The organism is Amycolatopsis sp. lyj-108, assembly GCF_046549005.1.
Classification (GTDB): domain Bacteria; phylum Actinomycetota; class Actinomycetes; order Mycobacteriales; family Pseudonocardiaceae; genus Amycolatopsis.
Genome location: NZ_JAJPWQ010000014.1, coordinates 78,618 through 93,298 on the forward strand (window position 1 = coordinate 78,618; position 14,681 = coordinate 93,298).

Below are 14,681 nucleotides of genomic sequence, written 5' to 3' on the forward strand. Positions count from 1 at the left end.
GCCGGTTAGCTGAACGCGGCACACCGACCGAAGGAGATCCAGTCATGGCCAAGTTCGCGAACGTCGACGACTACATCGCCGCTCTGCCCGAGAACCTGCGGGAAGTCGCCACCACACTGCGCCCGATCGTCAACGCCGCCCTGCCGGGTTCCGTCGAGGCGATGTACCACGCCTCCCCGACCTGGAGCGCGGGCGAAGCCGTCGGCAAGAACCTCGTCTGCCTGATGAAGGCGTACTCGTCGTACGTCACCTTCGCCCTCTGGAAGGGACAGCTCATCGACGACGGGTCCGGCAGACTGGAGGCGAGCGCGCGGGAGATGGCGCACGTCAAGCTGCGCTCCGTCGAGGATATCGACGCCGACCTGTTCGCCGGCTGGCTCAAGCAGGCGCGAGACCTCGAAGTCACCGCGACGGCGCGATGACACAATCGGCGGCGTGCCTGTGATCACCGACGGATCCCGCTGCCCGTGCGGTCTTGGCGAGCCATACGGCGTTTGCTGCGGCCGCTTCCACCGGGGAGCCGCGACCGCGCCGACCGCCGAACTCCTGATGCGGTCGCGGTTCAGCGCGTTCGCCGTCGGCGACACCGCGTATCTCACGAAGACCTGGCATCCGAAGACCCGGCCCGACGACCTCGAGCTCGATCCGGGACAGCGCTGGACATTCCTGGAGATCCTCGGCAAGACCGGCGGCGGACTACTGGAGAACGAGGGCACCGTGGAGTTCCGGGCCCACTACCGGCAGGATCGCCGTCCCGGCAGCATGCACGAGGACAGCCGCTTCGTCCGCATCGACGGACAGTGGATCTACGTGGCGCCCGTCAGCTGAGGAAGCGCTGACGAACCCGGTGCAAGGGTCTGTTCCCGGCGCGGAGTGGCGGCTACTATCTCCCCCAATATTGTTAGGGAACTTTCTTAACGATTTCCGCCCAGGTCCGCCGCCGTGTGCCCAAGGAGGCGCGCTCGTGAGTTTTCGGCAGAAGAGAACACGGATCCCGTTACTGGCTTTGACCGTCACCGCGCTGGCCGCCGCGGTCTGCGGGGTGACCACCGCTCCCGCCGCCACCGGCGCGGAGGTGGCCGTGCCGCTGTCCGTCGGCGCCGCCGCGGGCAACGCCACCCCGATCCCCGGCTACGTGATCCAGTCCTCGGCACAGGTCAGCGACGACTCGGCGGTCTCGAAGCCGGGCTTCCCTGCCACCGGCTGGTACCCGGTGTCGTCGCGCTCGACGGTCTACGCCGGATTGCTGCAGAACGGCAAGTACGCCGACCCGTTCTACTCGACGAACATGAAGAACGTCCCGGCCGCGCAGTTCGCCGTGCCGTGGTGGTACCGCACGGATCTGAACGTCGAGGACACCTCATCTCGCACCTACCTCGACTTCAGCGGCGTGCTCTCCAAGGCCGATGTCTGGGTCAACGGCACCAAGATCGCGACGAAGGACCAGGTCAACGGCGCCTACACCCGCCACGACCTGGACATCACCGCGCACGTGCGCCAGGGCGTCAACAGCGTCGCGTTCAAGGTCTACCCCAACGATCCCAACAACGATCTCTCCATGGGCTGGATCGACTGGGCGCAGACCCCGCCGGACCAGAACATGGGCATCGTGCGGGACGTCCTCGTCCGGCGCAGCGGCCCGGTCGCGCTGCGCAGCGCGCACGTGGTCCAGAAGCTGAACTCCTCGCTCGACCACGCCGACCTCACGGTGAAGGCCGACGTACGCAACGACTCGGCGAACGCGGTGCAGGCCACCGTCGCCGGCACGGTCGCGGGCAAGCCGATCACCCAGACGGTCTCGCTGGCCGCCAAGGAACGCAAGACGGTCACCTTCGGCCTGGTCGGCCTCGACAAGCCGAATCTCTGGTGGCCCGCCGGGATGGGCGGCCAGCACCGGTACGAGCTCGACCTGACCGCGAGTGTCGGCGGCACGCCGTCGGACACCTCCAAGTCGAAGTTCGGCGTCCGTGATGTCAAGGCGCCGCTGAACTCCAGCGGCGGACGGCAGTACAGCGTCAACGGCAAACCGTTGCTGATCCGCGGCGGCGGTTACACCCCGGACCTCTTCCTGCGCTGGAGCGAGACCGCGGCGGCCGACAAGCTCAAGTACGTGCTGAACCTCGGGCTCAACACGGTCCGGCTGGAAGGTCACATCGAGCCGGACGAGTTCTTCGACATCGCCGACGACCTCGGCGTGCTGACCATGCCCGGCTGGGAATGCTGCGACAAATGGGAAGGGCACGTCAACGGCGAGGAGAAGGGCGAGCCGTGGGTCGAGTCGGACTACCCGATCGCCAAGGCTTCGATGTTCTCGGAGGCCGAGCGCCTGCGTGACCACCCGAGCGTCATCTCGTTCCACATCGGCAGCGACTTCGCGCCGGACAGGCGGATCGAGCAGGGCTACCTCGACGCGATGAAGGCCGCCGACTTCCAGCTTCCCGTGATCCCGTCGGCGTCGAAGCGACCGTCCCCGATCACGGGCGCTTCCGGCATGAAGATGAACGGCCCGTACGACTACGTGCCGCCGGTCTACTGGTACGACAAATCGCAGAAGGACCGCGGCGGCGCATGGAACTTCAACTCGGAGACCAGCGCCGGCGTCGACATCCCGACGATGGACACGTTGAAGCGGATGATGTCGGCGAGCGAGCTGGAAACGATGTGGAAGGACCCGTCGGCACCTCAGTACCACCGTTCTTCGTCGACGACGTTCGCGAATCTGAAGCTGTTCGCCAACGCGCTCACCAAGCGCTACGGCGCGCCGGCCGACCTGGACGACTTCGTGCGGAAGGCGCAGCTCGCCCAGTACGAGAACGTCCGCGCGGAGTTCGAGTCGCACTCGCGCAACTACACCGACTCGACCAACCCGTCGACCGGGTTGATCTACTGGATGCTCAACAGCCCGTGGACTTCGCTGCACTGGCAGCTGTTCGACGCCTACATGGACCAGAACGGCGCCTACTACGGGGCGAAGAAGGCCAACGAGCCGCTGCACATCCAGTACTCGCACGACAATCGCTCGGTCGTGGTGATCAACCAGACGTCGAACGCGGCGAGCGGGCTGACGGCGACCACGAAGCTGTACAACCTCGACGGCACCGAGAAGTACAGCAACACCAAGACCGGCCTGTCGGTCGGCGCGCTGGGCGCCAAGGCCACCGCGGTCACCGTCCCGGCGGTGAGCGGGCTTTCGACGACCTACCTGGCGAAGCTGGTGCTCACCGACTCCTCCGGCAAGGAGGTCAGCCGGAACGTGTACTGGCTCTCCACCAAGGCCGACACGCTGAACTGGGCCGGCAGCGACTGGTACTACACGCCCCAGTCGGGCTACGCCGATCTGTCCGGGCTGAAGAACCTCGGGCAATCCGCGGTCAGCGCGACGGCGAAGTCGGTCGCCGGTGCCGACGGCACCACCACGACCACCGTGACGCTGAAGAACACCTCGGGCGGCAAGCTCCCGGCGTTCTACGTCGACTCGAAGGTCGTGGACGCCGCGGGCAAGCCGGTGCTCCCGGTGGAGTGGAACGACAACGCGGTGAGCCTGTGGCCGGGTGAAACGACCACGCTGACCGCGAAGTACCGCACCGCCGACCTCAAGGGCTCCAAGCCTTCGGTGCGGGTCTCGGGCTGGAACACCGGCACGCAGACCGTTCCGGCCGACGGCTCCGGACCCGGCAACCCGGTCGACTACCAGGCCGAGGACGCCTCGATCGCCCAGGGCGCGGTGGAGTCCAACCACGCCGGGTTCACCGGCACCGGGTTCGTCAACTACGACAACGTCGCGGGCAGCTCGGTCGAGTGGACCGTCAACGCCCCGGCGGCCGGCACCTACGACGTCGTCGTCCGGTACGCCAACGGCACCACGGCGAACCGGCCGCTCGACTTCTCGGTCAACGGCACGATCAGCGCGTCCGGTGTCGGCTTCGGCGGCACCGGGGCCTGGCCGAACTGGACGACCAGAACCGTCAAGGTGACACTGGCGGCGGGTGTGAACAAGATCAGGGCGGTCGCCACCACGGCGAACGGCGGTCCCAACGTCGACAAGATCACCCTCTAGCCCGGGGAGTCGCCTGAGGCCCCCTTCGCCGCCTGGCGAAGGGGGCCTTTCCCGTACTCGCGTGGGTTACGCTTTCCGGGTGACCGGCAAACCCGACCCGCGCCTGCGGGACCTCGCGATGCTGCGCCGCGTCCGCGACCGGATCGATCGCGACTACGCGCAGCCCTTGGACGTCGAGGCGCTGGCCCGCGGCGTGCACGTCTCCGCCGGGCACCTGAGCCGCGAATTCCGGGCCGCGTACGGCGAATCGCCCTACAGCTACCTGATGACCCGCCGGATCGAGCGGGCCATGATGCTGCTGCGGCGCGGGGACATGTCGGTCACCGAGGTCTGCTTCGACGTCGGTTTCTCGTCGCTGGGCACCTTCAGCACGCGGTTCTCCGAACTGGTCGGCAGCTCGCCGAGCGCGTACCGCAAACAGGCGGCGGAGGACGGCCGCGGCATGCCCGGCTGCGTCGTCAAACAGGTCATGCGACCGATCAGGAATCGAGAAGCGACCCCGCCGCGCGCCGACCTACCTTGAGTCGCATGACCCTCTCGATTCGAGCGTCCTACCTCCCCGCGGACGATCTCGATGCTTCACTTTCCTTCTATCGCGACATCCTGGGCTTCGAAGTACGTGCCGAAAGCCCGCTCCAGGCCACGGTCGGCCCGCCAGGGCGGCCGGAGACCTCGCTCGTGCTCCATCCCCCGGCCGGCGGCCCGGAGATCACCGACGAGGAACGCGCCACGATCGCCGAACTGATGGCCAAGGGCGTCCACGGGATCATCGTGCTGTCCACCCCGGATCTGATCGGGACCTTCGACCGGGTCCAGGCGGCGGGCGCGGACGTCGTCCAAGAACCGATGAAGCAGTCCTACGGCGCCTTCGACTGCTCTTTCCGTGACCCGGCGGGCAACCTGGTGCGGTTCGAGGAGCGGTAAGCCCGGCCTCGGTGCGCGCGCACCGAGGCTCCCGGGTGATGATGAGCGGCGTGGAGATCGCGGTAGAACTCGTGGCACTGGTCGTGGCCGTCCTCCTGGTCACCGCCGCGGCGCGGAAACTCGACTGGTCGGCGCCCCTGTGCCTGATCGCGGTCGGGGTCGTCGCCTCGTACGTGCCGGGCGTCCCGGAGTACGAACTGGATCCGGAGGTCGTGCTGCTGGGGCTGCTGCCCCCGCTGCTGTACGCCACCGCGATCCGCACGTCGCTGATCGACTTCCGCCGCAACCGCGGGCCGATCCTGCTGCTCTCGGTGGGGCTCGTCATCTTCACCACGGCCGCGGTCGGCGTCGTCGCGTGGCTGGTGATCCCCGGTCTGCCGCTGGCCGCCGGGCTCGCGATCGGCGCGGTGGTCGCACCGCCCGACGCGGTCGCCGCGTCCGCCGTCGCCCGCAAGGTCGGGATGCCGCGCAAGCTCACCAGGCTGCTGGAGGGCGAAAGCCTGTTCAACGACGCGGCCGCGCTGGTCGCGTTGCGGACCGCCATCGCGGCCATCGCGGGCTCGGTGAGCTTGCTGCAGGTCGGCGGGGATTTCCTGCTGGCCGCCGGTGGCGGGCTGGCGATCGGGTTCGCGGTCGGCGCGCTCGCCGCGCTGATCCGCACCCGGCTCGAAGATCCGGTCACCGACACCGCGCTTTCGCTGGTGGTCCCGTTCGTCGCCTATCTGGCCGCCGAGGCGATCCACGGTTCCGGCGTGATCGCCGTGGTCGTCGCGGGGCTGATCCTCGGGCACAAGGCGCCGAGCATGCTTTCGGGCAGTTCCCGGCTGGCCAGCAGGCTGAACTGGCAGACCATCCAGTTCCTGCTGGAGAACATCGTCTTCCTGCTGATCGGGCTCCAGGTCCGCCGGATCATGTCCGAGGTCGGCGACAGCGGGCTGACCGCGCTGGAACTGGTCCTGATCTGCGCCGCCACCCTCGCCGCGACCATCGTCACCCGGATCATCTGGATGGCGGGCATCGGCTTGGCACGGCGGCTGTTACGCCGTCACGCCTGGCCGTGGCGGTACTCGGCCGTGATCGCCTGGGCGGGCATGCGCGGGGTCGTCACGCTCGCGGCGGCGTTCGTGCTGCCCGCGGACACCCCGCAACGCGCCGTGCTGGTACTGGTCGCGTTCGTCGTGGTGGCGGGAACGCTGCTGCTGCACGGGACGACGCTGCCGGTGCTGGTCCGCCGCCTGAAACTGCCGCCGCCCGATCCGGCCGAGGACGCGTTGCAGGAGGCGGCCGTCCTCCACGACATGACCAGGGCCGCGCTCGAAGAGCTGGAGAGGATCCGGACTCCCGAAGACCCGGAAGACATCGTCGAACGCCTGCGCAGCCGTCTCCAGCACCGCTCGGACTCGGCTTGGGAAGAGCTCGGCAGGCAGAGCACGCTGACCGAAACCCCGAGCGACGCCTATCGGCGGCTGCGGTTGCGGCTGCTCGAGGTCGAACGGGAGAAGTTCCTGGAGGCGCGCGACTCCGGGATGGCCGATGATGATGTCCTGCGCCGGATCCTCGAACGCCTCGACATCGAGGAATCCATGCTGGACAGGGAGGAGGAGGCCGTGCCGGACTCCGATCGCGAACTGCGCACCCCCGCCGCGACGGCGGGATCCTGCAAACACCTGACCAAGGAGTGGCCCGCGGTAGAACCCAGCTCTCCTGACGAATGCGCCGTCTGCGTCGAGAAGGGGATGACCTGGGTGCATCTGCGCGAATGCGTCAAATGCGGGAACGTCGCCTGCTGCGACTCCTCACCGGGCAAGCACGCGACCGAGCACTTCCACGACAGCCTGCACCCGGTGATGCGCAGCCACGAAGCCGGTGAGACCTGGCGCTGGTGCTTCGTGGACAAACAGCTGGGCTGAGTCGGTATCGTCGCGCTCATGAGCACGCCTGAGCAGGAAGTCGAATACCGCCAGCACCGGTTCTCACCCCCGCCCGGCGCGACCGAGATCTTTCTTGTCCGCCACGGAGAATCGGCCCCCGCGAAGGGCAGCACGCCGTTCGACCTCGTCGACGGGCAGGCCGATCCGGACCTCGCGCCGGAGGGCGGGGACCACGCCGAGCGGGTGGGCCGCCGTCTGGCGGACGAGCGGATCTCCGCGTTGTACGTGACGACACTGCGCCGGACGTCGCAGACCGCCGCGCCGCTGGCCGCGAAACTCGGGCTCACGCCGGAACTCGAAGCCGACCTGAGGGAGATCCACCTCGGCGACTGGGAGAACGGGCTTTTCCGGCGCTACACCCACGAAGGCCATCCGATCGTCGAGCAGCTGTGGCGCGAGCAGCGCTGGGACGTCATCCCCGGCGCGGAGACGATGGAGTCGTTCGGCGGCCGGATCAGGGGCGCGATCGGCAGGCTCGCGGCGGCCAATCCGGACCGGAGGATCGCCGTGTTCACCCACGGCGGCGTCATCGGCGAGGTCTTCGCGCAGGCCAGCGCCGCGAAGAACCGGTTCGCGTTCCTCGGCGCGGACAACGGCTCGATCTCCCATCTGGTGGTTTCGGGCGACGACTGGATGGTGCGGCGGTTCAACGACACGTCGCATCTTCAGTCGCCTTTCGGCTGATCCGGCCCGCCGCGACGAGGTGCACGACGACCAGCACCGCGACGGCCTCCGCGGCCAGCAGCCCGATGAGCACCAGCACCTGGGTCACCCCGGCCTGCACCGGCCCGGCGCCACCGAGGAGGACACCGACGTAGGCGCCGGGCAAGGTCACCAGGCCGACCGTCCGGGTCTGGTCGAGGGCGGGGATCAGCGCCTGCCCCGCCGAGGGGCGGCAGATCTCCAGCGCGGCCGGGCGGCGCAGGAATCCCAGTGCCAGCGCGGCTTCGTACTCACCGTGCCGGGACACGAGTTCGTCAAGGGCGCGCCTGGCCGCCTGGGAGGTCGCGGACATCGCGCCGCCGATGACGATGCCGGCGATCGGCACGACCGCGATGGGCCGCCACGGGACCACCCCGGTCGCGAGGACGAGCGTCAGCACCGGCACCACACCGGAGGCGATGGCGAGCGCGACCCACGCCAGATCCTTCGCCACCCCGATCCGGCGTGCCGAGGTGACCGCCGCGATCACGAACATCAGCAGTACGAAACCGCCGGTCAGCCAGCCCGATTCCAGGATCCCGACGATCACCAGCGACACGGCGGCGAGCTGCACGACGGCGCGCGCGGCCGCGAACAGCACCGCCTTGCCCTGTCCCAATCGGCCGAACTGCACCACGGCCGCGCCGAAGATCGCCAGCACGGCCAGGACCACGGCGAGCACCGGGCCGAACGCGATCGCACCATCCGTCATGCGGATGATCCTGCCGCAGGGCCGGGGTCAGGCCGTGCAGGTCACCGAAGCGCCCGCGGCGGGGGCGGTGCGGTCGCTGACGACCTCACCGTCGACGAGGATCCGGCATCGCAGCGCGCCGCTGCCCGACCCCTGCGCGGAGACGCTGTAGAACTCGTCGCGGCCTTCCTGGCTCTCGCGCTCGAAGGTGGTGCTCCACGGCGCCGTCACCTCGGTCTTCTGCATGAGTTCCGAGCCCTGCGCGACATAGGTGACGTTCTGGGCGCCCTTCGCGCCGGAAAGTTCGTAGACGACCGAGTGGAGCACGGTGCGCACGGCGGCCGCGGCCTGTTCGACCTGCGGCGCGGGCGGGCTCTGCACCGGCCGCGACGAGGCCTTCGGCAGCACATAACCGGTCAGCGTGACGGCGACGGCCATCACCCCCAGCACGACCACGACCGTCCCCAGCGGCTTCAGCCTGCCGGGGGCACCCTGCCCCGGCGCCGATGCCGGAGGGGTCACGGTGGGAACACCCATGGAGAGGTCTTCTCTCGTCCGAGCGCACTCCCGTCGAGTGCGTCGACTACTTCTCGTTCGAAGGTGACTCCGCGTTAGCCGTTATCGGGAAGAAACCCGATATTCACCCTATTGGGTGTCCCAGTGAGTGGACAGTACCTGGTCATGGGGCGATCAGCGTAAACGTAGTGAGCCGAACAGCTCACTTTGAGTGATCCGGCCTCAGTCGACGAGACCCGCGTCGGCGAGCAGACCGAGCACCCGCCTGCCCGCCGGCGGGCAGCGGTGCGCGTCGGCGGAGGACAGCCAGGCGGACTCCGCGATCTCACGGCCGGGCGCGGGCTCCCCGCGATGGTCGGCGGTGTAACAGGTCATCCGGACGCGGCGGCCGTCCGCGTAGCCGTCGGCCTGCTCGTTCAGCACCGCGAAGAAGCGGAAGCTCAGCGGGTCGAGCTCGACTCCGAGCTCCTCCCTGATCTCCCGGCAGAGCCCGGCGACGTCGCCCTCTCCCGGCTCGCGTTTGCCTCCTGGCAGGTAGAACTTGACCTTTCCCTCGGTCCGCACCGACAGCAGGCGGCGGTCGCGGACGTGGATCCAGGCCAGTGAATCGATCTCTCCTTCGGACACGTCCCGATTCTGTCGTAGCCCGGGTGCATCATGGCAACCGTGTATCGGGAGACGACGACACCCGGCGAGCTGGGCGGCGTGGTGCGCTGCCTGTGGGAGGACGCGGGCGAGGCGCCGAAGCGGATCGTGCCCGACGGCTGCGTGGACCTGGTGGAATGCGGCGGCGAGGTGTTCGTCGCCGGGCCGGACACCACGGTCTGGACCTGGGAGACGCCACCCGGCGCCAAGGCTCGCGGCGTGCGGTTCGCGCCCGGCAGGGCAGGCGACGTCCTGGGGCTGGGCGCCGACGAGCTGCGCGATCAGCGTGTCCCACTCGGTGACCTGTGGGGAGGGGAAGGCGAACTGCTGGCCGAGCGAGTGCTCTCCGGCGCCGCTTCGCTGACCGACGTCGTCAGGGAACGCCGGGCCGGCCGAGCCGACCGGGAGATCGCGGCGTTGATCGCCAGGCTGGACAGCGGCGTTCCCCGGGTCTCGGCCGCGCTGGAGCGCTTCACGACCGGGGAACGGCAGTTGCGGCGACGGTTCACCCTCGCGGTCGGCTACGGCCCGGCGACGTACCTGCGCGTCAGCCGGTTCCAGCGCGCCATCGGCCTCGCGGAAACGGCGCCGGATCTCGCCTCGCTGGCGTTCTCGGCGGGCTACGCCGATCAAGCTCATTTGAGCCGGGATTGCCGGGAGTTCTCCGGGGCGAAGGCGAGCGAATTCTTCCGCGCCAGGAAGTGAGCGGTGTCCACTGTGGACTTGTACAACATTCGGTAGTGCGGGTAGAACTCGTCGTAGACATCGGCGTCCGCGCTCGGGCGGACGATCTCGGCGACGGGGTTCCAGGCTTCGACATCCGGCTCGCGCCCGATGGCGAAGGACGCGAGGACGGCGTCACCGAACGCGGCGCCGATGGTCTCGGCGGGGATCTCCTGCTCGATCCGCGCGACGTCGCTGACGATCCGCGTCCACACGCCGCCCCGTGTCCCACCGCCGACGGCGACGAAGCGGCGCGTGCCGCCACCGGCTTCCCGCATGGCTTCGAGGTTGTGCCGCACCCCGTACGCGGTGCCTTCCAGCGCCGCGCGATACAGATCGGCGCGATCGTGGGAAGTCGTGAGCCCGGCGATGATGCCCCTCGCGTCCGGATCCGGCACGGGTGTCCGTTCTCCCGCGAAGTACGGGAGCAACAGCAAACCGCGGCTGCCCGCCGGGACCTCGCCCGCCGCCGCGGCCAGTTCCCCGAAGTCGCCGCCGACGAGATCCCGCAGCCAGTCGGTGATCGCACCGGAGGTGGCCATCCCCGCCGCGAGCGAATAGGTGCCGGGGAAAGCACCGCGGGTCGCCCACAACCCCGGCGCGGGACGGGGATCGGCGAGCGTCTGGATCAGGAACATCGTGGTGCCGTACATGAGCATCGTGTCCCCGGGTGCGGCGACACCGACACTGGTCGCTTCGGCCCAGGCGTCCACCGTGCCCGCCGTCACCGGGATTCCTTGCGGCAGGCCGGTTTCCGCGGCCGCTTCGGCGGTGACCGAGCCGACCACCTCGGTCGGCCACGCTAGCCGGGGCAGCTCGATGCCGGGGGCGATCGCGGCGACCCGGTCCGGCGCCCAGCGGGCCTCGCGCAGGTCGTACATCGGGTCGCATTGGCTCGCGGAATGGTGGTCGAGGACGTATTCACCGGTCAGCCGCAGCACGAGGAACGAACTCGCCATCAGGAAGAGTTCCGCCCGTTCGAGCACCTCCGGCTCGTTTTTGGCGAGCCAGCGCCATTTCGGCCCGACAGCCTGCGAGCCGAGTGCGCTCCCGCCGCGTTCCACAATGGATTCTTCGCCGAATTCCCGGTTCAGTTCGCGGATTTCGTCGAATGCGCGGGTGTCGACGCCGTAAAGAATCGCCGGGCGCAAAGGTTTTCCGGAAGCGTCGGCAGGCAACAGCACCGGCCCGATCCCGCTGACCGACACTCCGATGATGGGATGATCCCCGGCGCCCGCGGAAAGCTCTCTTGTCAGCGTCAGGAAGTCATGCCACCACACGGTTTCGGCGTCGTGTTCGTACCAGCCTGGCCGGGGGCGGGAAGTGTCGTGCGGCTGGGAAGCCCGTGCCACCACGGTGCCCCGGGAATCGACGAGAACGCCTTTGGAGCTCGAAGTGCCGATGTCGATGCCGAGCACCAGGCCCGGATCCCCCACGGCACGTCCTCACTCCTCCGCGCGAGTAGCGCGATCAGCGGATGGTAACGATTGTCGGCCAAGCTATTCTTCCCGTGCGAAGGTGTCAAGACACCTGCAGAAGGGGAGGTCACGGTGGCCACCATCAACGACGTGGCGGCGAAGGCCGGGGTTTCGACGGCGACCGTGTCGAGAACACTCAACGGGAAGTCCACTGTGGACCCGGTACTCGCGGCACGGGTGCAGGCGGCCGCCGCGGAATTGGGCTATCACCCGAACGGGCTCGCGAGGAATCTGCGCCGTCAGGAGACCGCGGTGCTCGCGCTCATCATCTCCGACGTGGAGAACCCGTTCTTCACCGCGATCGCCCGCGGCGTGGAGGACATCGCGCAGACCGCGGGTTATTCGGTGGTGCTGTGCAACGCCGACGACAACGAGGAGAAGGAGCGGCGCTACATCGACGTCGCCCTCCAGGAGCGGGTCGCAGGCGTGGTGCTCTCCCCCACCGGCCGGGCCACCAACGTCGACCGGCTGACCGAGCGCGGCACGCCCGTGGTCGCCGTCGACCGGCCACTGTTGAAGAACACCGGCGACCAGGTGCTGGTCGACACCCGGCTAGCCGCCCGGGACGCCACACGGCATCTGATCGACGGCGGGTACCGGCGCGTCGCCTGTGTCAGCGGGCCTGCCGGGGTGCGCACGGCCGAAGACCGGCTGGCGGGCTACACCGACGCCGTCGGCGAGGAGAACGCGCTCACCCGGCGGGCCGAATTCCGCGCCGAGGGCGGCAGGCTCGCCGCGCTCAGCCTGCTCGACGAACCCGAGCCGCCGGACGCGCTGCTGGTCGGCAACAGCACGATGGCGATCGGTGTCCTGGAGGCCCTGGCCGCACGCGGCCTGCGCTCGGGGCAGGACGTGGGCATTGTGTCGTTCGACGACGCGCCGTGGACGACACTGATCGACCCGCCGCTGACGGTGGTCGCCCAGCCCGCGAACGAGGTGGGCAGGGTCGCCGCCGAACTGCTGCTCGCCCGGATCGGCGACAGCACGCGCAAGGCCACGACGACCACGCTGCAGGCGAAGCTGATCGTGCGCCGGAGTTCACGGCGCGGCTGAAACCGGAGATCCCGGTGCACGACGTGCCTGGGCGACCGGTTCGCACCGGCCGCCCAGGAACGCCCCACCCCCTTGTTCCCCCAAGCCGGCCCCACGCCAGCCGGGTTCTCCGAAGCGGTGGGAAGAAATCGTTTACCTTCCGGACGGTAAATTCCTACTTACGACCTGTCAAGCCGAAGCCCTGGACAAGGTCGCCCGACCCGGGCAAACTATGGCGACATTGCCTACTGCACGTGTTTGATTCCGTGCACTCTGTGTTCATCTCTGGTGAATTCCCCCACGAAACCGAGATGAGACCGCACGAACCCGCACAGACGCGTTACCCTAGGCGCTATGTCGATAGCGCTCGAGAACGTTCTCGCCAAGGCGGGCCTCAAGGTCGACGCCAACGAGTTCCTGAACCTCGTCGAGGACGCGGCGCGGAGGCTGACCCCACCGAACCCCGATCCGTCGCATTATTTCTCGGCGGACCAGCGCGCCGCGCTCACCGACGTCGGCCTGGACCTCTCCCCGCGCGAGGAGGACGAGCCGGACTTCCGTGCCCGCACGGTCGCCGCGCACGCCGTACTCGCCGATTCGGCACTGAGCGTGCTGGAGGCGGCGAAAGCACTCGGCGTGGACGACAGCCGCATCAGACACCGCTTGAAGGAGGGCAGGCTCACCGGCTGGAAGGACCAGGGCTGGCGGCTGCCCGCCTGGCAGTTCGCCGGCTCCGGGGTGCTGCCCGGCCTGGAGGTCGTGCTGCGCGCCGTCCCCGAGGACCAGCCCGCGCTCGTCGTCGCCGCGTTCATGAGCACCCCGCAGGCCGATCTGGTGATCAACGACCATCCCGCCACCCCGCGCCAATGGCTCCTCTCCGGTGGCGATCCCGAGCACGTCGCCAAGTTGGTGGCCATGCTCGGATCCCCGTTCTAAGGTGCTCTGCCCGACGACGGAAAATTTCAGTCGGGGGTAGGCCGTAGGCTGACCCCACCGAGCAAGATCACCCGACAAGGACGGACGACTCCCGAGGTATGGCCCGGCTCCCCCTGCCGCCCGCACGCTCTGTCCTGGTCAAGGAGCTGCACCGCACCAGCGACGTGGTGACGGTGCACCCCGGCACCAGGCTGGTCAGGATCTTCACCGCGCACGGCAACCACCCCCAGCAGTGGAACTCGTTCCGCTACAGCGGCCCGCTCCCGCACGGCCGCTTCGACCCGCAGACCCCCGGTCGCGGCGGTCGCCCGGTCACCGACCCCGGGAACGGCGTCCTGTACTTCGGCCTCACCGTGCGCACGAGCATCGCGGAGGTCTTCCAGACCACGTCGACGGTCGACCGCAAATCCCGCGGCCCGCGCCTGGTCGTCGTGCGGCCGACCCGCACGCTGCGGCTGCTCGACCTCGCCGGCCTGTGGCCGACCCGTGTCGGCGCCTCGCAGGAGATCTCCAGCGGCCCGAAGAAGATCACCCAAGCCTGGGCGCGTGCCATCCGCGCCGCCTTCGGTGACCTCGACGGTGTCTGGTACCGGTCGTCCATGGACTCCGGCGGGCCCGCGCTCGCGCTGTGGGACCCGCCCGCCGGGAACTCGCTGCCGGTCGCGCCGGACGTGCTGCTCCCGCTGGACCATCCAGGGCTCGACGTCCCGCTGGGCCGGGTGTGCGAAGAGCTGAACTACACGCTTCTCAGCTGACCTCTCGTGGTCCCGGCGAAGTCGCACAGCCACTGGTCAAGTGTGTGGCGAGTGACGCCTTCGGCCTCGGACGGCGGGCTCGACACGACACGTTTCATGACGGGGTCGTGAGTGACCAGGAGGGTCAGAACCGCCCTGATCACTCACGACTCCGGCCAAAATCGTACATATACGCATCAAGTGGACATCATCCCTCGCGTAACTCGCGACCCTGCCCCGGAGCGCCACCGGCCAGCGGTCCTGCGACTTTGCCAGGACCCTGACTGATCCCAATGCTATGAAAGGTCCTTT

General features: G+C 68.9%; 15 protein-coding genes. 11 read left to right on the top strand and 4 right to left on the bottom strand.

All coding sequences use genetic code 11. The features are described from left to right. Window positions 1-44 precede the first annotated feature (44 nt). The 7 genes from ACLJO0_RS37510 to ACLJO0_RS37540 all read left to right on the top strand — a co-directional run bounded on the left by ACLJO0_RS37510 (window position 45) and on the right by ACLJO0_RS37540 (window position 7,596). Complete coding sequence (locus ACLJO0_RS37510) at window positions 45-422, top strand: DUF1801 domain-containing protein (RefSeq protein ID WP_410584119.1); 378 nt, start codon at window positions 45-47, stop codon at window positions 420-422. Window positions 423-441: 19 nt separating this feature from the next. Continuing rightward, window positions 442-828: a YchJ family protein gene (locus ACLJO0_RS37515; protein WP_410584509.1), complete on the top strand. Its 387-nt coding sequence runs from the start codon at window positions 442-444 to the stop codon at window positions 826-828. Window positions 829-964: 136 nt separating this feature from the next. After that, on the top strand, window positions 965-4,057 hold the full coding sequence (locus ACLJO0_RS37520) for a glycosyl hydrolase 2 galactose-binding domain-containing protein (protein WP_410584121.1): 3,093 nt from the start codon (window positions 965-967) through the stop codon (window positions 4,055-4,057). Between the two features lie 118 nt (window positions 4,058-4,175). Then, window positions 4,176-4,580, top strand: coding sequence for a helix-turn-helix transcriptional regulator (locus ACLJO0_RS37525; RefSeq protein ID WP_410584511.1), 405 nt, complete (start codon window positions 4,176-4,178; stop codon window positions 4,578-4,580). A gap of 5 nt (window positions 4,581-4,585) precedes the next feature. Then, window positions 4,586-4,981: a VOC family protein gene (locus ACLJO0_RS37530; protein ID WP_410584123.1), complete on the top strand. Its 396-nt coding sequence runs from the start codon at window positions 4,586-4,588 to the stop codon at window positions 4,979-4,981. 41 nt (window positions 4,982-5,022) lie between these two features. Further along, window positions 5,023-6,891: a Na+/H+ antiporter gene (locus ACLJO0_RS37535; RefSeq protein ID WP_410584513.1), complete on the top strand. Its 1,869-nt coding sequence runs from the start codon at window positions 5,023-5,025 to the stop codon at window positions 6,889-6,891. Between the two features lie 18 nt (window positions 6,892-6,909). Beyond that, window positions 6,910-7,596 (top strand): histidine phosphatase family protein, encoded by a 687-nt coding sequence (locus tag ACLJO0_RS37540; protein ID WP_410584125.1) that lies wholly within the window; start codon window positions 6,910-6,912, stop codon window positions 7,594-7,596. On the opposite strand, the gene ACLJO0_RS37545 is transcribed toward ACLJO0_RS37540, so the two are convergent. The 3 genes from ACLJO0_RS37545 to ACLJO0_RS37555 all read right to left on the bottom strand — a co-directional run bounded on the left by ACLJO0_RS37545 (window position 7,559) and on the right by ACLJO0_RS37555 (window position 9,448). Then, window positions 7,559-8,326: an ABC transporter permease gene (locus ACLJO0_RS37545; RefSeq protein ID WP_410584127.1), complete on the bottom strand. Its 768-nt coding sequence runs from the start codon at window positions 8,324-8,326 to the stop codon at window positions 7,559-7,561. The two genes, ACLJO0_RS37540 and ACLJO0_RS37545, sit on opposite strands and share 38 nt — an antisense overlap. A 27-nt stretch (window positions 8,327-8,353) precedes the next feature. Further along, complete coding sequence (locus tag ACLJO0_RS37550) at window positions 8,354-8,842, bottom strand: MmpS family transport accessory protein (RefSeq protein WP_410584129.1); 489 nt, start codon at window positions 8,840-8,842, stop codon at window positions 8,354-8,356. A gap of 201 nt (window positions 8,843-9,043) precedes the next feature. Then, window positions 9,044-9,448: an NUDIX hydrolase gene (locus ACLJO0_RS37555; RefSeq protein ID WP_410584131.1), complete on the bottom strand. Its 405-nt coding sequence runs from the start codon at window positions 9,446-9,448 to the stop codon at window positions 9,044-9,046. Window positions 9,449-9,478: 30 nt separating this feature from the next. Between ACLJO0_RS37555 and ACLJO0_RS37560 the strand changes: the two genes are divergently transcribed. After that, complete coding sequence (locus ACLJO0_RS37560) at window positions 9,479-10,171, top strand: helix-turn-helix domain-containing protein (protein WP_410584133.1); 693 nt, start codon at window positions 9,479-9,481, stop codon at window positions 10,169-10,171. On the opposite strand, the gene ACLJO0_RS37565 is transcribed toward ACLJO0_RS37560, so the two are convergent. After that, window positions 10,102-11,625, bottom strand: a complete 1,524-nt coding sequence (locus ACLJO0_RS37565; protein ID WP_410584135.1) for an FGGY-family carbohydrate kinase — start codon at window positions 11,623-11,625, stop codon at window positions 10,102-10,104. The genes ACLJO0_RS37560 and ACLJO0_RS37565 overlap by 70 nt on opposite strands. Window positions 11,626-11,739: 114 nt before the next feature. Here ACLJO0_RS37565 and ACLJO0_RS37570 point away from each other — a divergent pair, with 114 nt between their 5' ends. The 3 genes from ACLJO0_RS37570 to ACLJO0_RS37580 all read left to right on the top strand — a co-directional run bounded on the left by ACLJO0_RS37570 (window position 11,740) and on the right by ACLJO0_RS37580 (window position 14,390). After that, window positions 11,740-12,720 carry a LacI family DNA-binding transcriptional regulator gene (locus ACLJO0_RS37570; RefSeq protein WP_410584137.1) on the top strand — a complete coding sequence of 327 codons (981 nt, stop codon included), beginning with the start codon at window positions 11,740-11,742 and terminating at the stop codon, window positions 12,718-12,720. 333 nt (window positions 12,721-13,053) lie between these two features. Further along, on the top strand, window positions 13,054-13,635 hold the full coding sequence (locus ACLJO0_RS37575; protein ID WP_410584139.1) for a DNA-binding protein: 582 nt from the start codon (window positions 13,054-13,056) through the stop codon (window positions 13,633-13,635). Between the two features lie 98 nt (window positions 13,636-13,733). Next, window positions 13,734-14,390, top strand: coding sequence for an RES family NAD+ phosphorylase (locus ACLJO0_RS37580; protein WP_037313256.1), 657 nt, complete (start codon window positions 13,734-13,736; stop codon window positions 14,388-14,390). The last annotated feature ends 291 nt before the right edge of the window (window positions 14,391-14,681 follow it).